Below are 21,609 nucleotides of genomic sequence, written 5' to 3'. Positions count from 1 at the left end.
TCAGGCGGGTGTCACTGGCCGTTCGCTCATGAACTGCTCCAGCCTGGAGCGCAACCAGCGCTCCGCCGGGTCGCTGTCGACATGACTGAGCCAGACCATGGACAAATCCAGCGTCGGTGTCTTGAACGGAAACGGTTCCTTGAACAGCAGCCCGGAAGTGGCCATGGCCGCCGCCGTGTAGTCCGGCAGGCTGGCGATCAGGTCAGTGCCGGCCAGCAACGCGGGCAATGCGCTGTATTGCGGGACTGACAGGACAACCTGGCGGGTGCGCCCCAATTCCGCCAGCCACTCGTCAGCAAAGCCGCTGACATTCGCCGTGTGGGAAACCAGCACGTGTGGCCGTGCGCAATATTCATCCAGTGTAAGCGGTGTGTCGCTGGCATCGGCGCGCAGGATGCTCGGCTGAATGTGCCGCAGCAGTTTGCGTTTGGCATTGGCCGGCAGGCCCCGGGTCTGGCTGATGCCAACCGTGATATCACCGGCCGCAAGCAGATCGGGAATCCGCCAGTAATCGACATGCTGCACCACAAACACCACGTTCGGCGCTTCCTGGCGCAATGCCCGCAACAGCGGCGGCAGCAAGCCGAACTCGACGTCATCGGACAGACCGATGCGAAAAGTCATGGTGCTGACGGCGGGATCGAAATCGCGGGTCAGGCTCAGCGCCACTGACAAAGAGTCCAAAGCAGGCTTGAGATGGCGAAAGATATCTTCGGCGCGGGCGGTCGGCTCCATGCGATGGCCGACGCGGATGAACAGCGGATCGTTGAGCATGGTGCGCAAGCGATTGAGCGCCGAACTGATGGTCGGCTGGCCGAGAAACAGTTTCTCCGCCGCCCGGGTCACGTTACGTTCGAGCATCAAGGTCTCGAACACCACCATCAGGTTGATGTCGGCCTTGCGAAGTTCATTGCGGTTCATCCATTGCTCCCCGATCCCCAGACTGCCAGCAGTGTAGAAAGCCCTTGGGGGCGGCGTCCATCGCTACGACGCTTCAGTTCACCGTCAGCCGCTTGAGTCCCAGTCCCATAACCCTCGAATCATCGTTGAGGCCCAGTTGCTCGGGACTGATCGCGTCGGGCAATTGCAGCTCCAGCGTCAGCCGATCATCCTCCGCCAAGCGCTGGCGGATCGCGGCGCTGATCGGAATCTGCAGCTGATTGTCCTGCTGCTGCGTCAGACGCGTGACCAGCACCTGCTCACCATTGAGACTGATCACGACGCGTTGCGCGGGGTGGTCTGGCGGTACAAACGCCACAACGTCGAGCACGATCAAACGCGCCTGAGGCGTCACGCGCAAGTCGATCTGCGCCTGGCGCCCCTGCGACCACGTCCCCCAACTTTCCGCAGACGACCAACCGCTGACCAGTTGCCGGCTGGGGTAATTGAACGTCAGCGCCTGCCCTGGACGCATCAGCTCAAGCGGTGAAATGCGTCGCCCTTCATCGTGCATGGCGACGCACTGCGTACAACTTTTCCAGCCCGGCGCCAGTACCACCAGACCATCGATCCGGGTCAGCAGATCGGTTGCGCTGTTGACGTTTCTGGCAGCATCGGCCAACACCGTGTCGTCAATGATGTACATCGAATCCGCGTCGTATTGCCCCGACTCAAGCATGCGTTGAGCTTTTTTCCGAGCTTGGTCCAACGCGCTGGAACTCATGCGCCCCAAGTAAACGGCGTCGGTTTTCAAACCATGGGTCGCCGCAAAATCTGCAAGCATCTGCCAGCGCACGGATTGATTCTGTGGCATCAGGCTACGGATGTTCGAATAATGCTTCGCCGCACTCGCCCAAAACGGGTCAACCATCGGGCTCGCCCAGACCGAGGACGGCGTGAGCATTTTGCTTTGACGCACATTCAGCCAGCCATTGCGGGTGTCGACGACCTGGAGCGTCAGCGCCAACACCAGCAACGTGAGGACGATGCGGGGACGAAAGCCGCGCACCAGCAGGAAGATCACCAGCAGAACAAGCGCATACAGTACAGGCCAGAACATCCGGCCCGAGGCGCGGAAAATACTCGCCAGACTGATTGCCCATCCTGGCAACGGATAGCTGAATGTCTGCGCGCCGACACCGATCTGGTTCGACAATGCAAACAGGAACAGCCCGGCCAATGCCACCAACAACCAAGGTCGGGCACACAACGCGTCCTTCAATGGCTGGCGGTTCCTCAGCCAGGCGATTGCCGCCAGCGGGATCAGCAACAGCACACCCGATCCCAGGTAGTTGAACCCTTCGTAATCGTCGCCAGCTTTTGGCAGGTTGGGCAAGATCAACGACCAACCCGCCGGGTCGAACGGTGACAACAGGTTCATCCGGTACAGACCAAATCCGCCGGACGTTACGCCGTCACTGATGGCGAAGTAACCGGCCTGCCAGCAACACACGCCTACCAAAGCAAACAACATCACGCCTTCGATCAGGCCCTGACGCCGAGTCAGGTGTCGGCCGAAAGTTTTAGCCAACAGATCAGCCACCCAGATCAGCGCCACCATGGCCAGCAGGTACGCATGCACCATGGCCGTCGACGCCAATAACGCCCCCCATGCCAACCTACGTCGAGTTAAATTCGGCAGCAAGGCCAGGTACAACGCCGCCAGAATCAGAAAATGCCCTGCCAGAGAAAGGTGCCCGCCCATGCGCAAAAACATCGGTGGCGAAAACACTAGCAACCCGCAGCCCAACAAGCGGATCAGCGAATGGCTGGTGATCAATCCGATCAGTTTCCAGGCAAACCAGGCTTGCAGAATGAAACACGCCAGCAACCAGAGCCCGAAATACTGAAAGGTTTGCGGCAACCACGCATCAAACGGCTTGAACAGCAGCGCAAGCAGCGGATTGGAGTCAGAAAAAATGATCGAGCTGCTCAGTTCCAGCCCATAGGACGGGTTCAGGCCAAGAGGAAACGTCCACGGCGAATGTCGGAAAAATTGCCACCCGAGGTAATGCGTCGCCGGATCACCCTGTTCCAGCCAAGTGATATTTTGCGGATCGAGTGCTTGCGGACCGATGACACAAAAGAACGCCAGCACACCGAGCAGCACAGGTATCAGGGACATCGCCGAAGGGTGCCGCGAAGCCGTCATCGATACGTCCAGAAATTGTGCAAAACAAAGGTGAAGGCTGGAATGGTCAGCGCCACGGCAACGATCCCCAGCAGATAATTCAACCCGGCCATCTGTGCTGCCCAGGCCACGAACATGGCCATTAGAAATCCACCCGCCGACACCAACAGAAAACGCAGCAACGTTCTGCCATGCAAGCGTGCCGAAAAACTCCAGGTGGTATTGATCAGATAGGAAACCACCGTCGCTACGATGAATGCCACGCCGTTGGCCAAGGGTGGCTGCGCGACAATGAAATGGATGAACAGCACGGCGACCAGCGCATGCAGCGCCGTGACAAACAAACCGGTCACCGCGAAGCGCAAACCGCGCTGGATCAGCGCTGATTTTTCAGCTGAGGTCACGGTTTTTGCGCCAACACGAACACACTCAAACCCGCCAGACGGTTCATGCCCATCAAGGGCAGTTCAAGGCTGCACAGCGCTTTGAGTGTGCGGTTCACCAGTGGATGGTGGCGCTTGAGTTGGGAACGCGGGGCTTGCGCGGAAGAGCCTTGTGGCAACAAGCGCAACGCCGCCGCAAGCGGGAACACCGCACCGAAATAATAGGCGCCGCGCTGCACCGTCAAACCGGCATCGCGGGCCAATGTTTCGAATTGCTTGAGGGTGTAACGGCGCTTGTGTTCAAGGAAGTCATCGTGACCACTCCAGAGGAACTGAAACGCCGGGACGGTCATCAGAAAACGGCTGCCGGAAGGTACTTTGTCGACATACATCTTGAGCAGACCGAGGTCGTCATCGACATGCTCCAGCACGTCCATCAGCAGCACCAGATCGGCGTCGAGGCTTTCTATGCCGCGACGGTAGTGCACCGGTTTGCCGGCGGTGGTCGCGCTGGAGTCGGCCGGGTAACTGATATCGACACACCACGCCTCCTGCGCATCAGTATGCGTCAGCAGGTGGTGCGAGAAAAATCCGGAACCGGCGCCCACGTCGAGGATTCGCTTGATCGGTGCATCACCCAGCCAACGCGTGGTGGCAGCCGCTTTCGAGCGGTAATACCAATGCTCGTGGATGTTGTCGCCGAGGATGTCGGTTTCCTTGAGATCCATGCTTCAGTCCTTGCGGTCGTAGACGCGGCGCACCAGAAAAACCGGTCGGCGTTTGGATTCAATGTACGTGCGGCCCAGGTATTCACCCAGTACCCCGATGCCAATCAATTGCAGCCCACCGAGGAAGGTCACGGCCACCATGAGAGAGGCATAACCGGGCAAGTCGACACCGTGGATCAATGTGCGCACGACAATGAAGATGGCGAAGGCAAAAGACACGAGCGACACCAGCGCGCCCACATACGTCCAGACCCGCAGAGGCTCAGTGCTGAAACTGGTGATGCCCTCCAGCGCGAAATTCCACAGGCGCCAGCCATTGAATTTGCTCTGCCCCGCCGCTCGCTCCGGGCGTTCGTAATCGACGTGGGTGGTGCGAAAGCCGACCCAGGCGAACAGGCCTTTCATGAACCGCCGGGATTCAGGCAAGGTCAGCAACGCATCGACCACGCAGCGATCCATCAGGCGGAAGTCGCCGACATTCTCCGGTAACGGTTGTTCGGCGATCTTGTTGTGCAGACGATAGAACCAGTGGGCCGACCTTTGCTTGGCCCAAGTGTCACTGCGGCGGCTGATACGATGGCCGAGCACGACTTCGTAGCCTTCGCGCCAGCGCTCGATCATCTGCAGAATGACTTCGGGCGGGTCCTGCAGATCCGCGTCGATCGGCACAACGATCTGCCCGGTCGCCATCTGCAAACCGGCCGACAACGCCGCCTCTTTGCCGAAATTGCGACTCAGGTCGACGATACGCAGGCGCGCATCCTGTTGCTGACGCTCTAGCAGACGCTCAAGCGTGGCATCGGTGCTGCCGTCGTTGACGAATACCAGCTCAAGATCGATCAGCGTCTGCTGCTCAAAGACTTCATCGAGGCGCAGCAGAAACGTGTCGAGGCTGTCCTCTTCGTTAAAAACGGGGACCACCAGCGATAACGTCACCTGCCCGGCCTGTTGCGTTCCGTGCTCAGTCAAAGGAGTGCTCTTTTTTATAGTGATTGTCGGTCGCCGAACGCTGTTCGACGCCATGAGCCGTCCGGTATTAAGCAGGAGCGTCGCCAGCGTTGCAAGGATCAGGCGACGTCATATTGGCCAATCCAAAGGCCATTGCCGCGCTCTAGATCGCGGCCCTCGGAAACATCCGCGAACGATTGGATACAAATGTCCGATGGCCAAAAAAACCGCCTGCGCTAGGCTTGCGTCGATGCGCCACACAGGCTGTCGCACTTATAAATCGCATGGAGCGAACTGAATGTATTTCGAGATTTACAGGCAATCCAGAGGCACCCCAAGCACTGGCAAAGGGCAATGGCGCTGGAGGCTGAGGGCGGGTAACCACGAGACCATCGCCAGTGGCGAGTCTTATGTGAACAAAGCGGATTGCTTGCATGTGATCGAGTTGATCAAGGGTGTGCAGGGGGAGACGCCGGTTAAGGAGATTTAAAGCGCTGGTCCAAAAAAGAGCCGTTCACTCAACAGTGTTTGGAAACGTGCAGCAATGTAGATAATGCAGAAATTGGGAGCCCCACAGCTTTTGTGTCTGTGGGGCTTTTTTCATTTGGAGAGACCTGGATTCGGCCGAGGGGCATACCCGTCGAACAAGGTTCAAGACAAGGAGTAGCCAGACGGCTACAATTCGAATGACCAAGGAAGAAAAGAAAAAATTCACCATCGACAAAACGCCGGAGTTTGATAGATGGCTCACGGGAATGAGAAATACCGAAGCCAAAGCCACCGTTCTAGCTCGGCTGGATCGGGCGGAAGACGGTAATTTCGGCGATTGCGAACCCGTAGGCGACGGCATCAGTGAAATGCGCGTTTTTGTCGGCCCTGGCTATCGAATTTACTTTGTGCGCACAGGTAGAACTGCGTTTTTGATGCTTTGGGGAAGTGATAAATCAGACCAGAAACGTGGCATCAAGCACGCAAGAGCCATCCTGGAAAACTTGAAAGGTAAATGACATGAACGACAGAAATTTCAATCCCGAGGATATGCCGATCCTCGACCTCGACACTGGCGGCACCAGTCGCTACGAGGCTTCACGCTTCCTCGACACCCCTGAAATCATCAGCGCCTATCTGACTGAAAGCATGAAAGCTCAGGACCCGCACATCCTGATGCAAGCGTTGGCTGAGGTGGCCAAAGCACGGGGCGTAAACAAGGTCGCCCAGGATGCAGGGATCAATCGTGAGAGCCTCTATAAATCATTCAAAGGGGGGGCTCACACGCGCTTTGAGACGATTAACAGACTGATGCGTGCGCTGGGTGTAGAACTGATCGTGCAACCCATTCCAGCGGTCGGCGCCGCTGCACTGCCAGCAGCCCCTACGACAGCTGCCACAGTCCCACGGAGTCCGCGCTTAGCGAAAACCCAAAAAACGCAGCAAGAAGCAATCACTGCCGTGGCCAAAAAAGGTAATAAGGCAGTAGCTACCAAAGATCGCACTGCTACGGCTTGAGATTCATCGCCCGATAAGCGATGAAATCTGAATTGACCTTGAAATGAGTGTTTCGTGGAGTTTGATTCGTGCATATGCAAAAAAGCCCCGTAACTTCTCAGCTACGGGGCTTTTTCTATGTAATGGCGGAGAGATAGGGATTCGAACCCTAGGTACCGGTGAAGGTACAACGGATTTCGAATCCGTCCCATTCGGCCACTCTGGCATCTCTCCAACGGCGCGCATCATAACAACACTTTTACTGAAAGCAAACCCTCTTTCGAAAATTTGTTCGTGCTATCAGATGCTTGCGTCGATTAAAGCGGTACGCCCAGACGATTGGCGACTTCTTCGTAGGCTTCGATGACGTCACCGAGGCCTTGGCGGAAGCGGTCTTTGTCCATCTTCTTCTTGGTGTCCTTGTCCCACAGACGGCAGCCGTCCGGGCTGAACTCGTCACCGAGGACGATGGAGCCGTCGCTGAACACGCCGAACTCGAGCTTGAAGTCGACCAGCAACAGGCCAGCGTCGTCAAACAGCTTGGTCAGTACTTCGTTGACCTTGAGCGACAGCTCTTTCATGCGAACCAGTTGCTCGGCGGTGCCCCAACCGAATGCCACGACGTGGGATTCGTTGATGAACGGGTCGCCCTTGGCGTCGTCTTTCAGGAACAATTCGAAGGTGTAAGGGTTGAGCTTCAAACCTTCTTCGACGCCCAGACGCTTGACCAGGCTGCCGGCAGCATAGTTACGCACGACGCACTCGACCGGAATCATGTCGAGCTTCTTGACCAGCACTTCGTTGTCGGCCAGCAGTTTGTCGAATTGGGTCGGTACGCCGGCCGCTTCGAGCTTCTGCATGATGAAGGCGTTGAACTTGTTGTTGACCATGCCTTTGCGGTCTAGCTGCTCGATGCGCTTGCCATCGAACGCCGAGGTGTCGTTGCGAAACAGCAGGATCAAGCGGTCAGCGTCGTCGGTCTTGTAAACCGATTTGGCTTTGCCGCGGTAGAGTTCTTCACGTTTTTCCATGATGGGCTCCGCTTGCTAAGTAGTTGGGCTAGGCGATGTGGCGCCAGTCGAGCCCTGAATCTTGATCGGCCAGTTGCAGCCAGTCCGGGTCGCACCCGAGGGTGTCGACAAAACATTGCCGGGCCAGCTGCGGCAGGTTGTTCTTGCTGCTCAGGTGGGCCAGAACCAGGTGTTGCAAACCTTGCCAGCCCAACTCGGACACCAGGAATGCCGCCTGATGGTTGTTCAAATGTCCCAGCTCGCCGCCTACCCGCTGCTTGAGAAAGTACGGGTAATGACCACGGGCCAGCATGTCGCGACAATGGTTGGACTCGATCATCAATGCATCGAGGTCCCGATAACCGTCCAGCACCCGCTCGCAGTAGGAACCCAGGTCGGTCAGCAGGCCGAAGCGCCGCTGTTCGTTATCACTGAAGACATACTGGGTCGGTTCCTGCGCATCGTGGGCCACGGCAATGACCCCGATGTTCAGTGCGCCGATCTGCAGTTGCTCGCCGCCGGCCAGAAAGCCTGCGGGTTCAATCGGTTTGCGCATCCCGCGCAGTGTGCCGCGACTGAGGTAGACCGGTAGATTGTAGCGCCGAGACAGCAAACCCACGCCATGCACGTGGTCGGCATGTTCGTGGGTTACGAGTATCGCGCTCAGTTGCGCCGGGTTCACACCCAGGCGCAACAGGCGTTTTTCGGTTTCCCGCAGGGAAAAACCACAATCCACCAGCACATACGTATCAGCACTGGCGATCAGCGTGCCGTTCCCTTGGCTACCGCTGCCGAGAACGGCAAAACGCATGGTTGATCAGCCCAGATTGTCCTGAATCACGCTCAACACTTTGCGTGCCACGTCAGCCGGCGCGACGGTGTTGATGTTTTTCTCGACGGTTACCTGAATGTTCTCGCCAACCTTGCTCAGGCGAACCTGATAACGCTCGGCACGGGATTCAACTTCTTCCTTGGTCGGCGCACTGCCGAACAGGCTGCTGAAGAAACCAGGCTTGTCGTCTTTCTTCTCGGCTTTTTCGGCCAGGTTGATGTAGTAGAGGCCCAAGCTGCGGTTGATGTCTTCAACGCGCCATTCGCCTTGTTCCAGCGCACGGCCAACGCTCGACCAGGCACGGTCAAGATCGGTGCCGACGTTCAACACAGGGTTGCCGCTGCCGTCTTCGCTGAGGCTGACACGGCTCGGCGTGTCGAAATCACGCGAGGCCAGCATCGACACCGAACCGCCCTTCTCGGAAGTCCGGCTCATGCTCGCGAGCATGTCGTCGACCAACGCTGCGTCCAGGCCAGTGTTGACCGAACGGTTGGTGAATTCGACGTCGGCAGTGCTGCCGGCAGGACGCTCGGCGCTGACCACGTAGATTTCACTGGTGTTGCGCTGCACGCCTGGCTCGATACGCACACGCACGCGGGCTTCGCTGTCGCTGGCGATACCGGCTGCGCTCAGGCGTTTGGCCATGGACGCGGACAGTTCGTCGGAATGCTGCCAGGTGGTGGTGAATTCGCCGGTTTGCGGACGCTGTTCATCCAGACGGAAACCGTTGTCCTGGAAGAACTGCACGGCCACTGGCCAGACTTCGGCCGGTGGATGCTGGGCCACAACCCAACGCGAATCGCCGCTCTTCTGCAGCGAGTAATCGCTGGCATCGGCCACAGCCGACAACGGCTGAGGACGCGGCACAATGTATTCACCCGTGGCGGTGTCATCGGCGACGTTACGCGGGATCGGCAACAGCGGATCCAGACGCTTGGACGTGCTGACATCCGGCGGCAGTTGCATCGGTGCAGTCTGTTGCGCTTGCAGGTAATCGCTACCACGGTCGCGGAAATAACCTTCCGGCCCCCAGACCCATCCGCAGCCACTGGTGCTGGAGATAATCAAGGCAAGTGCGGAAAGTCCGGCCATTCGCTTCATGCGTTGTACTTCCTCAATTAAACCAGGACGCTGCATTGGCGCAGGGCCGAGCGCAGCGTTTCATGACAAGGTGTGCTCAGCCAGGTCAGTGGCAAGCGGATGCCTTCGTGCATCAGGCCCATTTCAACCAGAGCCCACTTCACCGGAATCGGGTTGGCTTCGACGAACAGGTCTTTGTGCAGCGGCATCAGTTTTTCGTTGATCGCCCGTGCGGTGTCGGCGTCGCCCTTCAGGGCGGCCTCGCACAGGTCGGCCATTTCGCGCGGCGCAACGTTGGCGGTAACAGAGATGTTGCCTTTGCCACCCAGCAGGATCAGCTCGACAGCGGTCGGATCATCGCCGGACAGCACGATGAATTCCTTGCTCACGCCATCGATGATCGCCTTGGCACGCTTCAGGTCGCCAGTGGCTTCCTTGATACCGATGATGTTCGGCACGGTGGACAGGCGAATCACGGTCTCGGCCTGCATGTCGCAAGAGGTGCGGCCCGGAACGTTGTAGAGAATCTGTGGAATGTCGACCGCTTCAGCGATGTGCTTGAAGTGCTGGTACAGACCTTCCTGAGTCGGCTTGTTGTAGTACGGAACGACCAGCAGGCAGGCATCGGCGCCGGCTTCTTTGGCGTTGCGGGTCAGCTCGACGGCTTCGCGGGTCGAATTGGCGCCAGTGCCGGCGATGACCGGAATGCGCCCGGCAACCTGTTTGACCACGGCTTTGATGACGGCGATGTGTTCTTCAACATCAAGGGTTGCCGACTCGCCGGTAGTACCGACCGCGACAATGGCATGGGTGCCGTTCTTGAGGTGGAAGTCCACGAGTTTGCTGAGGCTGTCCCAGTCAAGACGCCCTTGTGCATCCATGGGAGTGACCAGTGCCACCATACTGCCCGCAATCATGAAACCGCTCCTGCCGGAAAAAGAGAGCGGTAATGGTACTGGCGCCAAGATGCTTGCACAAGCGAAGTACTGCGCCACCGCCATTCCCCTTGGCGCCGCTTTTCGCTACCCTTCAGACTTTGATCGGTACTGATCAGCTTGTACGCCGGGTTTCAGCCTCCCTTTTCGGCCTCCCAGACCCCGTTCCTGCGTCGCATCGACGCGCTCCCGCTATAGTGGAGCGAGCCGCGAGCGCTTGCCGGGCCTCTCTGTAAGGACAGCCAGAACAGGCGCTCCCGGCGGCAAACGTCCGTAACCTACCGACCGCTCATCGCTTTAGGAATGCTGCATGTCCACCCCCACAGTTCGCGAACAATTCCTTGTCATCAGTGCCCTTGGCGCCAACCCCATGGAGCTGACTAACGTCCTGTGCCGCGCCAGCCATGAAAATCGCTGCGCCGTCGTCACCTCCCGCCTGACCCGCCACGGCGAGTGCAGCGCGCTCATCCTTGAGATCTCCGGCAGCTGGGACGCCCTCGCCCGCCTCGAAGGCAGCCTGCCGAGCCTGGCGAAGAAACACGCTTTCACCGTCAATGTGGTGCGCAGCGCGCCGCTGGAAAATCGTCCGCAGGCGCTGCCTTACGTGGCGTATGTCAGCTCGGCGTATCGCCCGGACATCATCAATGAGCTGTGCCAGTTCTTCATGGACCACAACGTCGAACTGGAAAACCTGACCTGCGACACCTATCAGGCGCCACAGACCGGCGGCACCATGCTCAACGCCACGTTCACCGTGACCCTGCCGGCCGGCACCCAGATCAGCTGGCTGCGCGATCAGTTCCTCGATTTCTCCGATGCGATGAACCTGGACGCACTGATCGAGCCTTGGCGCCCACAAAACCCAATGTAAGGAAGCTTTCATGGCCGTTGTCATCGACCAACCGGTTGCGGATTTCGAAGCCCCTGCCACCAGCGGGCAAACTGTCAGCCTGTCTGCGCTGAAGGGCAAACAAGTGGTGATCTACTTCTACCCGAAGGACAGCACACCGGGCTGCACGACTCAGGGTCAGGGCTTTCGTGATCAACATGAAGCGTTCAAGGCTGCCAACACGGAAGTCTTCGGCATTTCACGAGATAGCCTGAAGTCCCATGAGAACTTCAAGGCCAAGCAAGCCTTTCCGTTCGAGTTGATCAGCGACAAGGACGAGGCGGTTTGCCAGCTGTTCGACGTGATCAAGTTGAAGAAGCTGTACGGCAAGGAATACCTGGGCGTTGATCGCAGCACTTTCCTGATCGACAAGAACGGTGTGCTGCGTCAGGAATGGCGCGGTGTGAAAGTACCGGGGCATGTGGATGCGGTTTTGGCTGCTGCTCAGGATCTGAATAAAGGCTGATGTTTTTGCGTCGGTCTCACTGACGCCTTCGCGAGCAAGCTCGCTCCCACATTGGATTTGTGAACGTCACAGCTCCAATGTGGGAGCGAGCTTGCTCGCGAATGGGACCTAAGTGTCTCCAACCAATTTGGATCAACCGCTATAGCAAAGGCGCCACCGCCGGCTCTTGGCGCGGCCACGCATCCAGCACGGCTTTGAACAGTGTCGCCAGCGGGATCGCAAAGAACACACCCCAGAATCCCCACAACCCGCCAAACAATAGCACCGCACAGATGATTGCTACCGGGTGCAAGTTAACTGCCTCCGAGAACAGCAACGGCACCAGCACGTTGCCATCCAGTGTCTGAATAATCCCGTAGACCGCCATCAGATAAATGAACTGATCGCTCCAGCCCCACTGGAACAGCGCAATCAACAGCACCGGCACGGTCACGACCACCGCGCCGACATACGGCACCACCACCGACACGCCCACCAACAACGCCAGCAGCGCCGCATAGTTGAGCCCGAGCGCGACAAACGCGATGTAGGTCACGCCACCACAAATCACGATCTCGATGACTTTGCCGCGAATGTAATTGGCGATCTGTCGGTTCATCTCCTGCGCGACCCGCGTAATCAGCGCGCGCTCACGGGGCAAGTAGCCGCGCACCCATTCGCCGATCATCAACCGATCCTTGAGGAAGAAGAACACCAGAATCGGCACCAGCACCAGATAGATCATGACGTTGACGAGCAGCGGCAGGCTCGACAGTGAGAACGTCAGCGCCCATTGCCCAAACTTGCCGATCTCGCCGCGCGCCGCCTCGATGGCTTGCAGCACTTGCTCGTCAGAGACCAGGTGCGGGTAGCGCTCCGGCAACAACAGCAGCAGCGATTGCCACTTGGCGAGCATGCCCGGCAGCTCGTTGAACAGCGTGATCAACTGGTGCCAGAGCAACGGCAGCACGACGACGATAAACAGCATCAGCACGCCCATGAACAGCGCAAACACCAAACCTACCGCCGCTCCGCCGGGCACGCGGAGGCGTTCGAGAGTGACGACCAGCCCTTGCATCAGATACGCCAGCACCATCCCCGCAAGCACTGGCGCAAGCATGCCACCGAGGGTCAGCACCGCGGTGAAGGCGAGAAACAGCAGGACCGCCAGCACCACGGCTTCTTCGTCGGAGAAGTAGCGCTGAATCCAGTCGCGTAACACTTTGAACATCAATAATCCTTAAGTTTTGTACGCTGCAGTTCTCAGGCTTTTTTCAACCAGTAACGGTAAACGCCCGCCTCTTCTTCTTCGAGCAGCAGCGTATGACCGGCCAATTTGGCAAAGGTGCGGAAGTCGCGTTGCGAGCCGGCATCGGTGGCGATCACCTTAAGCACTGCGCCGCTCTGGAGTTTGTTCAGCTCCATTTTTGCCTTGAGCAATGGCAACGGACAATTCAGGCCACTGGCGTCCAGTTCAACGTCATGGGCTACAGCGTCAGTCATTGCGTCACTCCGGTTCGGGTCATCGAGCTGCCTAGAATATCTGGTCGCAGGCCCGGTGTCCGGCTACAGTAAGGTCTTTGTCTTCTAAGGCTTTGTGCATGACTTTTCTGCGCCCTACCCTGCTGACGCTCGCTTGCCTGCTCGCCTCACCGGGCTTTGCCGACGATCTACCGTCACTTGGCGACGCCAGTTCTGCCATTGTCTCGCCGCAACAGGAATATCAGCTTGGCCGCGCCTGGCTGGCGATGTTGCGCAGCCAGGTTTCACAGCTTAACGATCCGCAGCTCAAAGACTATGTCGAGTCCAGCGTTTATAAGCTGGTCGAGACCAGCCAGGTCACCGACCGACGCCTCGAATTCATTCTGATCAACAGCCCGCAACTCAACGCCTTCGCCGCACCGGGCGGCGTGGTCGGCGTCAACGGCGGCCTGTTCCTCAACGCGCAGACCGAGGGCGAATACGCGTCGGTACTGGCGCACGAACTGGCTCACTTGTCGCAGCGCCACTTCGCTCGCGGCGTCGAAGCCTCGCAGCGCATGCAGGTGCCAATGATGGCCGCGCTGTTGGCCGGTATCGTCATCGCGGCGGCCGGTGGCGGCGATGCCGGAATCGCGGCCATCGCTGGCTCTCAGGCTGCAGCAATTCAGGCGCAACGAACCTTCTCGCGCCAGAACGAACAGGAAGCCGACCGCATCGGCATCCTCAATCTGGAAAAGGCCGGCTACGATCCACGCTCGATGCCGACCATGTTCGAACGCTTGATGCGTCAGTACCGGTTCGACGCCAAGCCGCCGGAATTCCTGCTGACTCACCCGGTCACCGAATCGCGTATCGCTGACACCCGCAACCGCGCCGAGCAAGCAAAACCGGGGGGCATCGAAGACTCCAAGCGCTATCAATTGATCCGTGCGCGCGTGCAACTGATCTATGAAGAAACCCCGGGCATGGGCGCCAAGCGCTTCCGTGCGCAGCTGGATGAGAACCCGAAAAACGACGTGGCGCGCTACGGTCTGGCGATCGCGCAGATCAAGGGTGGCCAGTTGAATGAGGCGCGCGAGAATCTCAAGCAATTGCTGACGACGTCACCGAACGAAATCATCTACAACCTCGCCCAGGTCGACCTGGACATCACCAACAATCGCCTGCCGGATGCACAGTCGCGCGTCGAGCGGATGCTCACGCAGTATCCGGGCAACTACCCGCTGAATCAGGTGCGCGTCGATCTGTTGCTCAAGCAGAATCGCGCGGCAGATGCCGAGAAAGCATTGGAAGGCCTGCTCAAATCGCGTCCGGATGATCCGGACGTCTGGTATCAGGTCGCCGAGACTCGCGGTTTGTCGGGCAACATCATCGGTCTGCATCAGGCGCGCGCTGAATATTTCGCGCTGGTCGGCGATTACCGTCAGGCGATCCAGCAACTGGACTTCGCCAAGCGCAAGGCTGGCAGCAACTTCCCGCTGTCCTCGCGGATCGATGCCCGTCAGCGTGAACTGATGGAGCAGGAACGCATGATCAAGGACATGATGGGCTGAGTTTTTATCGGTTTTGCAAAAACTTCAGGCACAAAAAAACCGCCTCTTTCGAGGCGGTTTCTTTTTTACCTTACCGCTGGATTACTCAGCCAGTTTGAAGGTGATGAAGCTGGCACGGCCTTGACGCAGAACCCGCATCGATACCGAGCGATTCTTCGGCAGCGCTTTGGCGATCTCGCCGAATTCCTTAGCCGAACCGATAGCCTGATTGTTCAAGTGCGTAATGACGTCACCCGGCTGCAGACCGATCAGCGCTGCAGGACCGTCCTGCACCTCCTTGATCACCACACCACCTTTAAGGTCGTAGGTTTTCTTCTGCTCGGCGGTCAATTCGCCCACCGAAACACCGAGGCGATTGCTGGTGCTTTCCGCACCGGACTTCGGCAGTGCATCGAGCTCTTTGTCTTCGTCCGGGATCGAGCCGACCGTCAGTTCGACGTTCTTGCGCTTGCCTTCACGAATCACTTCCAGATTGGCTTTGGCGCCAGCCTTGAGTGCGCCGACCAGATGCGGCAGGTCAGCGGACATCACGATCGGCTGGCCATTCATGCTCAGAATCACGTCGCCGACTTGCAGGCCACCTTTGGCGGCAGGACCGTCATCCTGAATCTGTGCAACCAGCGCACCCGCCGGCTTATCCAGACCGAACGACTCAGCCAGATCCTTGTTCACTTCCTGGATGACCACGCCCAGCCAGCCACGGCTGACTTTGCCACCGCTCTTGAGCTGATTGGAGACGTCCATCGCCACGTCGATCGGGATCGCGAACGAAACGCCCATGAAGCCGCCGGAACGGGTGTAGATCTGCGAGTTGATGCCGACCACTTCACCGTTCAGGTTGAACAACGGGCCACCGGAGTTGCCCGGGTTGATCGGCACGTCGGTCTGGATGAACGGCACATAGTTTTCGTTCGGCAGGCTACGACCGACGGCGCTGACGATGCCTTGGGTCACCGTGTGGTCAAAGCCGAATGGCGAGCCGATTGCCACAACCCACTGGCCGGCTTTCAGGTCCTGGGATTTGCCGAGCTTGAGCACCGGCAGATCCTTGCCTTCGATTTTCAGCAGCGCCACGTCGGAACGCGGATCGGTGCCGATCAACTTGGCTTTCATTTCACTGCGATCAGCGAGGCGAACGAGGATTTCGTCGGCATCGGCAATCACGTGGTTGTTGGTGAGGATGTAACCGTCCGGGGAAATGATGAAGCCCGAACCCAGCGATTGCGCTTCACGCTGACGACCACCGCCCGGTGAACGCTGCTGAGGCGGCATGCCGCGCTCGAAGAACTCGCGCAGCATCGGCGGCAGGCCTTCCAGATCAGGCATCTGCTGGTTCACTTTGCGATCCGGCAGCTTCTGCGTGGTACTGATGTTCACGACCGCAGGTGAGGCTTGCTCAACCAACTGGGTGAAATCAGGCAGATCGGCCGCTTGCGCAGCAGGGATCGCCTGACCGAGCAGCAGCACCGTGGCAAAGATGGAGAGATAAGACTTCAAGCTAGGTATCGACATACAGCTCCCGTTACGACGAGCAGGGTTAAGCGATATGGAGCAAGGAACACCGGAAACCACCCACCGGTATTTTTGTTCCGGCAACAACAAACAAGGCCAGAGCCGTGAGGCTCTGACCTATAAAAAATTTTTGGGGTATTTGCAAATGAAAATGCTCAGCAAACATTTCATCTACGTCTCGAAGAAGAAGTGGAAATGACTGAAAACAGCTCACTGCTTGCTGGTTGCAGCGCCATCGTTGTTACGCATGGATAAGGCAATTCGCTCGGCGGTGCCGATCGGAATTTCGCCGACCACGGTCACCATCATTTCGCCTTGCGGCGTGGTCAGGCGTCGGGAAACCGCGACAGTTGGACCCAGCTGTGTGCGCGTATCGGTGACGGTCGCGCCGTTCAACGGCTCGAGAAAAACCGAGAAACGCGCCAAGCCATCGTCGTACATCAGGCTGTTGACCTGGGTCTTGGTTTCCGGATCTTTGCGCGAGGTGCTGCTGGTGAGTTCAAAACCTGGGGGTAGCCAATCCGAACGCCAGACTTGGACAGTTTTCACCGCAGAAGCCTTATCGCTATCAAGCGTAATAGGCTTGCAGTCAGCGTCGGCCAGCAGATCCTTATCAGCAGGAACGTCATCAGTATTTAGACTGGTGAACTGGAAACGTTCGAGCAACTGCCCTTTGTCGTTCAACAACAACGACTTCAATGTCAGGCCGGTCTGTCTGTCCAGGTGCAACTCAAAACCGTAACGATGCTGATCGCGAGGCGTAAGCGCTACGATGACCGCATCCCGCCCGGCCACGCGCGACTTGCCAATGACGGCAAGGTCATACCAATTTTTCAGCTTTTTGGGATCGAGAGGACGAGCGGCAGAGTTCGGAGAATCTCCCAGCCCGGCAATCAGGGTGCCGCTGACGCATTGAGTATGCCCATCAATACGCACGACTTCCTGAGCCGAACCGTCGAGCTGCATTAAGCGCTCGCGGACCTGGCCATTCTGGACACGATGCCAGATGTTGTGGGTAGAAAAACTACCGTTACGCTCGTAAACGAAAGTACCGTGAAAGCTTTGCTGCTGCTCGGCCTGGCCCAGACGGATCAACCAGTCTTGGGCCTCGTCGGCGTGGGCTGGAACAATGAACCAGCCACTAAGCAGAAGCGAAAGTAGAGGTATGGCGCGCATGATCCTCCTTAGCGGTTTTCCAGGCTTGCTGCGCGCGCGTATGGCAGTGCGCTTTCAGTACCTTTGAGTGCAGCCTGTTGCGCATGCTGGCGCAGATAGCCTGGCAGACGCTGATCGTGCCAGCCTGGCTGACCTTGCAGTACGCCGTTGGCCATCGGGCCGGTGGCTTCCGAACTCTCACTGTAGCCTGCCAACACAGCCGGACCTTTGACCTGTGGGGTCGCCAGGGTTGGCTGATTGGTCTGCTGAGCCAGTTCAACACCAGCGATCTCGTCCTGGTTATACAGGCGAACACCGGCCAGAACGGCAACGGTCACCGATGCGGCAACCGCCAGACGGCCAAGGTTACGCCATGGACTGCGCGACACTTTGGCTGGCGCCGTTTCGTCTTCCAGTGCAGCAGATACTGCCGCAGCGATGTCCAGACGTGGCAGCAGCAAATCCTTGTGCATAGCTGCCCGAGCGATCTGGTAACGAGCCCAGGTCTCACGGGTATCAACATCATCCAGTGCGCTGAGCACTCGACGCAATTCCAGTTCGTCCGCTTCGTTATCCATCACTGCGGACAGCGATTCCTGCAGGGCTTCACGACTCATGGCGTTCCTCTCTTGGCTGTCGCCGCTGTCTCAGTTTTCCTGCAACAACGGCTGCAGGGCTTTATCGATGGCCTCCCGAGCGCGGAAAATCCGGGAGCGCACGGTACCCACCGGACACTGCATGACGCTCGCAATGTCCTCGTAACTCAGACCATCGAATTCACGTAAAGTTAACGCCGTACGCAAATCCTCTGGCAGTTGCTGGATGGTTCGATGGACGGTGCCTTCGATCTCATCCCGCAGCAGTGCACGTTCTGGAGATTCGAGATCCTTGAGGCCGTGATCGCCGTCGTAGAACTCCGCATCTTCTGAACTTACATCGCTATCCGGCGGCCGACGGCCGCGAGAAACCAGGTAGTTCTTTGCCGTGTTGATGGCAATACGGTACAGCCACGTATAAAACGCACTGTCGCCGCGAAAGTTTCCAAGTGCTCGATACGCCTTGATAAAGGCTTCCTGAGCCACGTCCTGGGCTTCATGGGTGTCGTGCACAAAACGCACGATCAACCCGAGAATCTTGTGCTGATACTTCAGCACCAACAGATCGAAAGCTCGCTTGTCGCCGCGTTGAACGCGTTCGACCAGCTGCTGATCCTCTTCCTGGGTTAGCATGAACACTCCTCGATAAGCCCGGAGGAGACTTGCATAACTAAACGACCAGACTTGCAAACATAGACTCGGGCTTTTCGCAAAAGTTCTCCCCCTCCAAGCAAGTTTCCTGCGGGCTCTGATTTGGCACGCACGAAAAACGCAGCGCGGGATAAACCGGCTGCGCGAATAATCTTGTTATCGGTTTCGCCGGCAGGAACCCAACCACAGATTCCGCACTGAAGCCGACACTGTCCCTTGTTTCTGGCACGACCTATTGATCTTGGGCCTTTAGCAAAAGTTCCAAATATTTATAGCCTCACCCCACCGACATTGGGCGACACCGTGGCGAAAAGTCTGTTTCAGCGGCGATACAGTGGTCTTTTCCCGGAACAGGCAGAAAAACCTTCCGACGAATCACCCGATTTTTCCCGTCACAGTAGTTTCACAATGCCATATGTGGTCGGCTATTGTGCCGCCCAACCCCTCTATATACTAGTGGGCTGTGTGGCTGTCTTGACTCGCCGATCCAGCTGTCGTGCGCCACCCCCCTACCCGGGTCGCTTTGAGCGGAATCCTGTAATGAGCCAACAATTCCAACATGATGTTCTGGTCATAGGCAGCGGCGCTGCCGGTTTGAGTCTCGCGCTGACCCTGCCGGGTCATTTGCGCATTGCCGTATTGAGCAAAGGCGATCTCGCCAACGGTTCGACTTTCTGGGCTCAGGGCGGCGTCGCTGCCGTGCTGGATGATACCGACACTGTCGAATCCCACGTCGATGACACCCTGAATGCCGGCGGTGGCCTGTGCCATGAAGACGCCGTGCGCTTCACCGTCGAGCACAGCCGCGAAGCCATCCAGTGGCTGATCGACCAAGGCGTGCCGTTCACTCGCGACGAACAGTCCGGCACGGAAGACGGCGGGTTCGAATTCCACTTGACCCGCGAAGGCGGGCACAGTCACCGGCGCATCATTCACGCTGCCGATGCCACCGGCGCGGCCATCTTCAAAACCCTGCTGGCTCAAGCCAAAGAGCGTTCGAACATCGATTTGCTGGAACAGCGGGTCGCCGTTGATCTGATTACCGAACGACGCTTGGGACTCGACGGCGACCGCTGCCTGGGCGCATACGTGCTCAATCGCAAAACCGGCGAAGTCGACACCTACGGCGCACGCTTTGTGATTCTGGCCTCCGGGGGCGCCGCCAAGGTCTACCTCTATACCAGTAACCCCGACGGTGCCTGCGGCGACGGCATCGCCATGGCCTGGCGTTCCGGCTGCCGCGTGGCGAACCTGGAATTCAACCAGTTCCACCCCACCTGCCTGTATCACCCGCAAGCGAAAAGCTTCCTTATTACCGAAGCCCTGCGCGGCGAAGGCGCACATTTGAAGCTGCCCAATGGCGAGCGCTTCATGTATCGCTTCGATAAACGCGCCGAACTGGCACCGCGCGACATCGTCGCCCGCGCCATCGACCATGAGATGAAGCGTCTGGGCGTCGACTGCGTTTACCTCGACATCAGCCACATGCCCGAAGACTTCATCAAGACGCACTTCCCGACAGTCTACGAGCGCTGCCTCGGTTTCGGCATCGATATCACCAAACAACCCATTCCGGTCGTCCCGGCGGCGCACTACACCTGCGGCGGCGTGATGGTCGATCAGCACGGTCGGACCGACGTGCCCGGTTTGTATGCCATTGGCGAGACCAGCTTCACCGGCCTGCACGGCGCCAATCGCATGGCCAGCAATTCGCTGTTGGAATGTTTCGTCTATGCCCGTTCAGCGGCAGCGGACATTCTCGCCCAACTCGACGCTGTCACCGCGCCCAACACCCTGCCCGCCTGGGATGCCAGCCAGGTCACCGACTCCGACGAAGACGTGATCATCGCGCACAACTGGGATGAGCTGCGCCGCTTCATGTGGGACTACGTCGGCATCGTGCGCACCAACAAGCGCTTGCAACGGGCGCAACACCGCGTGCGCTTGCTGCTGGACGAGATCGACGAGTTCTACAGCAACTATAAAGTCAGCCGGGATTTGATCGAGCTGCGCAACCTCGCTCAGGTCGCCGAACTGATGATCGCCTCTGCCATGGAGCGTAAAGAAAGTCGCGGCCTGCATTTCACCCTCGACTATCCAGACCTGCTGCCCGAGGCGCTCGACACTATTCTGGTGCCGCCCACCTACGCCGGCTGAACTTGAGCCGCACTCGCAGGCGTCGATGCACATCGGCGACCTGCGAATCTCGAGGCACGCAGATCGACCTGACTCGCCAGTCCCCGCGCAACCGAAAACGCAACACCACGATCAACGGCAGCGCCAGGCTGTCCGGGCGTAGCTGCACGGCCTGCCAGCCGTTGGCCTGATTCCACAACTGCCAGCCATCAGGATCGCGGCGCAGCCCACAAAATGCCTGCGGATGACTCAACAGAATCTGCCGAGGCAACACCCAAAAGCCATGCAGCAGACAGGCAAGAGCCCCGAGCAGACTGGCCCAGAGTGGAATCGACAGAAGAAACAAAGCACCCAGTGCGAACGCCTGGGCCAACAGATACGCCGCCAGCAACTGCCGTGAGGCATGCCAGCGGCATTCGAACGTATTACTTGGGCTGGACACGGTCCAGGATCATGCGGACCATGCGTTGCAGCTCAGGATCTTCAGACTCGCTGCGCTCCATGAACCAGCCGAACATGTCCTGATCCTCGCACTCCAGCAGGCGCACGTACAAATCGCGATCTACCTGATTCAGGTCTGCGTAGACCTCTTTCACGAAAGGCACCAGCAACACGTCAAGCTCAAGCATGCCGCGACGGCTGTGCCAAAAGAGGCGATTCAGTTCAACTTGTTCGACCATGGGGCCCTCCTCAAATTTGGCGGCAAGTATACAGGCCCG

General features: G+C 58.4%; 24 protein-coding genes and 1 tRNA gene. 7 read left to right on the top strand and 18 right to left on the bottom strand.

Annotated elements, in window-relative coordinates; translation table 11 throughout:
* From ACQ4OE_RS08695 to ACQ4OE_RS08675, 5 genes are all read right to left on the bottom strand, one after another.
* Positions 1-921, bottom strand: coding sequence for a LysR substrate-binding domain-containing protein (locus tag ACQ4OE_RS08695; RefSeq protein ID WP_430946377.1), 921 nt, complete (start codon positions 919-921; stop codon positions 1-3).
* A 73-nt stretch (positions 922-994) separates the two neighbouring features.
* Complete coding sequence (locus tag ACQ4OE_RS08690; RefSeq protein ID WP_430946376.1) at positions 995-3,064, bottom strand: DUF6311 domain-containing protein; 2,070 nt, start codon at positions 3,062-3,064, stop codon at positions 995-997.
* Between the two features lie 23 nt (positions 3,065-3,087).
* The gene (locus tag ACQ4OE_RS08685; protein ID WP_430946375.1) at positions 3,088-3,474 is read right to left on the bottom strand and encodes a GtrA family protein; all 387 of its coding nucleotides are present in this window, start codon (positions 3,472-3,474) and stop codon (positions 3,088-3,090) included.
* On the bottom strand, positions 3,471-4,181 hold the full coding sequence (locus ACQ4OE_RS08680) for a class I SAM-dependent methyltransferase (RefSeq protein WP_430946374.1): 711 nt from the start codon (positions 4,179-4,181) through the stop codon (positions 3,471-3,473). The genes ACQ4OE_RS08685 and ACQ4OE_RS08680 overlap by 4 nt, the downstream gene beginning before the upstream one ends.
* Positions 4,182-4,184: 3 nt before the next feature.
* Entirely contained in the window at positions 4,185-5,150 is a 966-nt protein-coding gene (locus ACQ4OE_RS08675; protein WP_430946373.1) for a glycosyltransferase family 2 protein, read from the bottom strand.
* A gap of 277 nt (positions 5,151-5,427) precedes the next feature.
* Between ACQ4OE_RS08675 and ACQ4OE_RS08670 the strand changes: the two genes are divergently transcribed.
* From ACQ4OE_RS08670 to ACQ4OE_RS08660, 3 genes are all read left to right on the top strand, one after another.
* A complete protein-coding gene (locus tag ACQ4OE_RS08670; protein ID WP_007963291.1) occupies positions 5,428-5,619 on the top strand; it encodes a YegP family protein in 192 nt (63 codons plus the stop codon).
* 196 nt (positions 5,620-5,815) lie between these two features.
* On the top strand, positions 5,816-6,136 hold the full coding sequence (locus ACQ4OE_RS08665) for a type II toxin-antitoxin system RelE/ParE family toxin (protein ID WP_430946372.1): 321 nt from the start codon (positions 5,816-5,818) through the stop codon (positions 6,134-6,136).
* Between the two features lies 1 nt (position 6,137).
* The gene (locus ACQ4OE_RS08660; RefSeq protein ID WP_430946371.1) at positions 6,138-6,635 is read left to right on the top strand and encodes an addiction module antidote protein; all 498 of its coding nucleotides are present in this window, start codon (positions 6,138-6,140) and stop codon (positions 6,633-6,635) included.
* 123 nt (positions 6,636-6,758) lie between these two features.
* Here ACQ4OE_RS08660 and ACQ4OE_RS08655 read toward each other — a convergent pair.
* From ACQ4OE_RS08655 to dapA, 5 genes are all read right to left on the bottom strand, one after another.
* Positions 6,759-6,848: transfer RNA gene (locus ACQ4OE_RS08655), tRNA-Ser, on the bottom strand.
* Positions 6,849-6,931: 83 nt separating this feature from the next.
* Complete coding sequence (gene purC, locus ACQ4OE_RS08650) at positions 6,932-7,645, bottom strand: phosphoribosylaminoimidazolesuccinocarboxamide synthase (protein WP_007911389.1); 714 nt, start codon at positions 7,643-7,645, stop codon at positions 6,932-6,934.
* A 28-nt stretch (positions 7,646-7,673) separates the two neighbouring features.
* Positions 7,674-8,435, bottom strand: a complete 762-nt coding sequence (locus ACQ4OE_RS08645) for an MBL fold metallo-hydrolase (RefSeq protein WP_103305606.1) — start codon at positions 8,433-8,435, stop codon at positions 7,674-7,676.
* Between the two features lie 6 nt (positions 8,436-8,441).
* Positions 8,442-9,557, bottom strand: coding sequence for an outer membrane protein assembly factor BamC (gene bamC / locus ACQ4OE_RS08640; protein WP_122591699.1), 1,116 nt, complete (start codon positions 9,555-9,557; stop codon positions 8,442-8,444).
* A 17-nt stretch (positions 9,558-9,574) separates the two neighbouring features.
* A complete protein-coding gene (gene dapA, locus ACQ4OE_RS08635) occupies positions 9,575-10,453 on the bottom strand; it encodes a 4-hydroxy-tetrahydrodipicolinate synthase (protein ID WP_430946370.1) in 879 nt (292 codons plus the stop codon).
* A 328-nt stretch (positions 10,454-10,781) separates the two neighbouring features.
* On the opposite strand from dapA, the gene ACQ4OE_RS08630 reads away from it, so the two are divergent.
* Both ACQ4OE_RS08630 and ACQ4OE_RS08625 read left to right on the top strand, forming a co-directional pair.
* Positions 10,782-11,342 carry a glycine cleavage system protein R gene (locus ACQ4OE_RS08630; RefSeq protein WP_430946369.1) on the top strand — a complete coding sequence of 187 codons (561 nt, stop codon included), beginning with the start codon at positions 10,782-10,784 and terminating at the stop codon, positions 11,340-11,342.
* A 10-nt stretch (positions 11,343-11,352) separates the two neighbouring features.
* Positions 11,353-11,826 carry a peroxiredoxin gene (locus ACQ4OE_RS08625; RefSeq protein ID WP_430946368.1) on the top strand — a complete coding sequence of 158 codons (474 nt, stop codon included), beginning with the start codon at positions 11,353-11,355 and terminating at the stop codon, positions 11,824-11,826.
* 139 nt (positions 11,827-11,965) lie between these two features.
* Here ACQ4OE_RS08625 and ACQ4OE_RS08620 read toward each other — a convergent pair whose 3' ends face one another.
* Together ACQ4OE_RS08620 and ACQ4OE_RS08615 are read right to left on the bottom strand one after the other, a co-directional pair.
* Complete coding sequence (locus ACQ4OE_RS08620) at positions 11,966-13,036, bottom strand: AI-2E family transporter (RefSeq protein WP_430946367.1); 1,071 nt, start codon at positions 13,034-13,036, stop codon at positions 11,966-11,968.
* A 32-nt stretch (positions 13,037-13,068) separates the two neighbouring features.
* Positions 13,069-13,308: a sulfurtransferase TusA family protein gene (locus ACQ4OE_RS08615; RefSeq protein WP_122591691.1), complete on the bottom strand. Its 240-nt coding sequence runs from the start codon at positions 13,306-13,308 to the stop codon at positions 13,069-13,071.
* 98 nt (positions 13,309-13,406) lie between these two features.
* Here ACQ4OE_RS08615 and ACQ4OE_RS08610 point away from each other — a divergent pair, with 98 nt between their 5' ends.
* Positions 13,407-14,840: a M48 family metalloprotease gene (locus ACQ4OE_RS08610; RefSeq protein ID WP_122591689.1), complete on the top strand. Its 1,434-nt coding sequence runs from the start codon at positions 13,407-13,409 to the stop codon at positions 14,838-14,840.
* A gap of 81 nt (positions 14,841-14,921) precedes the next feature.
* Here the strand turns inward: ACQ4OE_RS08610 and ACQ4OE_RS08605 are convergent, their stop codons facing one another.
* The 4 genes from ACQ4OE_RS08605 to rpoE all read right to left on the bottom strand — a co-directional run bounded on the left by ACQ4OE_RS08605 (position 14,922) and on the right by rpoE (position 18,736).
* Positions 14,922-16,352, bottom strand: coding sequence for a DegQ family serine endoprotease (locus ACQ4OE_RS08605; RefSeq protein ID WP_122591688.1), 1,431 nt, complete (start codon positions 16,350-16,352; stop codon positions 14,922-14,924).
* Between the two features lie 210 nt (positions 16,353-16,562).
* A complete protein-coding gene (locus tag ACQ4OE_RS08600) occupies positions 16,563-17,528 on the bottom strand; it encodes a MucB/RseB C-terminal domain-containing protein (protein WP_430946366.1) in 966 nt (321 codons plus the stop codon).
* An 8-nt stretch (positions 17,529-17,536) separates the two neighbouring features.
* Positions 17,537-18,124 carry a sigma-E factor negative regulatory protein gene (locus ACQ4OE_RS08595; protein WP_122591684.1) on the bottom strand — a complete coding sequence of 196 codons (588 nt, stop codon included), beginning with the start codon at positions 18,122-18,124 and terminating at the stop codon, positions 17,537-17,539.
* Between the two features lie 30 nt (positions 18,125-18,154).
* Positions 18,155-18,736, bottom strand: a complete 582-nt coding sequence (gene rpoE / locus ACQ4OE_RS08590; protein ID WP_003172477.1) for an RNA polymerase sigma factor RpoE — start codon at positions 18,734-18,736, stop codon at positions 18,155-18,157.
* A 558-nt stretch (positions 18,737-19,294) separates the two neighbouring features.
* Between rpoE and nadB the strand changes: the two genes are divergently transcribed.
* Positions 19,295-20,911 (top strand): L-aspartate oxidase, encoded by a 1,617-nt coding sequence (nadB, locus tag ACQ4OE_RS08585; RefSeq protein WP_430946365.1) that lies wholly within the window; start codon positions 19,295-19,297, stop codon positions 20,909-20,911.
* On the opposite strand, the gene ACQ4OE_RS08580 is transcribed toward nadB, so the two are convergent.
* Complete coding sequence (locus tag ACQ4OE_RS08580; protein ID WP_430946364.1) at positions 20,880-21,332, bottom strand: protein YgfX; 453 nt, start codon at positions 21,330-21,332, stop codon at positions 20,880-20,882. The two genes, nadB and ACQ4OE_RS08580, sit on opposite strands and share 32 nt — an antisense overlap.
* The gene (locus ACQ4OE_RS08575) at positions 21,316-21,570 is read right to left on the bottom strand and encodes a succinate dehydrogenase assembly factor 2 (RefSeq protein WP_034153143.1); all 255 of its coding nucleotides are present in this window, start codon (positions 21,568-21,570) and stop codon (positions 21,316-21,318) included. The genes ACQ4OE_RS08580 and ACQ4OE_RS08575 overlap by 17 nt, the downstream gene beginning before the upstream one ends.
* Positions 21,571-21,609 lie beyond the last annotated feature (39 nt).

This window comes from Pseudomonas sp. WC2 (assembly GCF_050586545.1).
Taxonomy (GTDB): Bacteria; Pseudomonadota; Gammaproteobacteria; order Pseudomonadales; family Pseudomonadaceae; genus Aquipseudomonas.
Note: the sequence above shows the minus strand (reverse complement) of the source record. Positions and strands in the feature narration are given on the sequence as shown.

Coding starts and splice junctions, on each gene's coding strand:
- ACQ4OE_RS08695 (WP_430946377.1), bottom strand. CDS start 921: ATGAACCGCAATGAACTTCGCAAGGCCGACATCAACCTGATGGTGGTG.
- ACQ4OE_RS08690 (WP_430946376.1), bottom strand. CDS start 3,064: ATGTCCCTGATACCTGTGCTGCTCGGTGTGCTGGCGTTCTTTTGTGTC.
- ACQ4OE_RS08680 (WP_430946374.1), bottom strand. CDS start 4,181: ATGGATCTCAAGGAAACCGACATCCTCGGCGACAACATCCACGAGCAT.
- ACQ4OE_RS08670 (WP_007963291.1), top strand. CDS start 5,428: ATGTATTTCGAGATTTACAGGCAATCCAGAGGCACCCCAAGCACTGGC.
- ACQ4OE_RS08665 (WP_430946372.1), top strand. CDS start 5,816: ATGACCAAGGAAGAAAAGAAAAAATTCACCATCGACAAAACGCCGGAG.
- ACQ4OE_RS08660 (WP_430946371.1), top strand. CDS start 6,138: ATGAACGACAGAAATTTCAATCCCGAGGATATGCCGATCCTCGACCTC.
- purC (WP_007911389.1), bottom strand. CDS start 7,645: ATGGAAAAACGTGAAGAACTCTACCGCGGCAAAGCCAAATCGGTTTAC.
- ACQ4OE_RS08645 (WP_103305606.1), bottom strand. CDS start 8,435: ATGCGTTTTGCCGTTCTCGGCAGCGGTAGCCAAGGGAACGGCACGCTG.
- bamC (WP_122591699.1), bottom strand. CDS start 9,557: ATGAAGCGAATGGCCGGACTTTCCGCACTTGCCTTGATTATCTCCAGC.
- dapA (WP_430946370.1), bottom strand. CDS start 10,453: ATGATTGCGGGCAGTATGGTGGCACTGGTCACTCCCATGGATGCACAA.
- ACQ4OE_RS08630 (WP_430946369.1), top strand. CDS start 10,782: ATGTCCACCCCCACAGTTCGCGAACAATTCCTTGTCATCAGTGCCCTT.
- ACQ4OE_RS08625 (WP_430946368.1), top strand. CDS start 11,353: ATGGCCGTTGTCATCGACCAACCGGTTGCGGATTTCGAAGCCCCTGCC.
- ACQ4OE_RS08620 (WP_430946367.1), bottom strand. CDS start 13,036: ATGTTCAAAGTGTTACGCGACTGGATTCAGCGCTACTTCTCCGACGAA.
- ACQ4OE_RS08615 (WP_122591691.1), bottom strand. CDS start 13,308: ATGACTGACGCTGTAGCCCATGACGTTGAACTGGACGCCAGTGGCCTG.
- ACQ4OE_RS08610 (WP_122591689.1), top strand. CDS start 13,407: ATGACTTTTCTGCGCCCTACCCTGCTGACGCTCGCTTGCCTGCTCGCC.
- ACQ4OE_RS08605 (WP_122591688.1), bottom strand. CDS start 16,352: ATGTCGATACCTAGCTTGAAGTCTTATCTCTCCATCTTTGCCACGGTG.
- ACQ4OE_RS08600 (WP_430946366.1), bottom strand. CDS start 17,528: ATGCGCGCCATACCTCTACTTTCGCTTCTGCTTAGTGGCTGGTTCATT.
- ACQ4OE_RS08595 (WP_122591684.1), bottom strand. CDS start 18,124: ATGAGTCGTGAAGCCCTGCAGGAATCGCTGTCCGCAGTGATGGATAAC.
- rpoE (WP_003172477.1), bottom strand. CDS start 18,736: ATGCTAACCCAGGAAGAGGATCAGCAGCTGGTCGAACGCGTTCAACGC.
- nadB (WP_430946365.1), top strand. CDS start 19,295: ATGAGCCAACAATTCCAACATGATGTTCTGGTCATAGGCAGCGGCGCT.
- ACQ4OE_RS08575 (WP_034153143.1), bottom strand. CDS start 21,570: ATGGTCGAACAAGTTGAACTGAATCGCCTCTTTTGGCACAGCCGTCGC.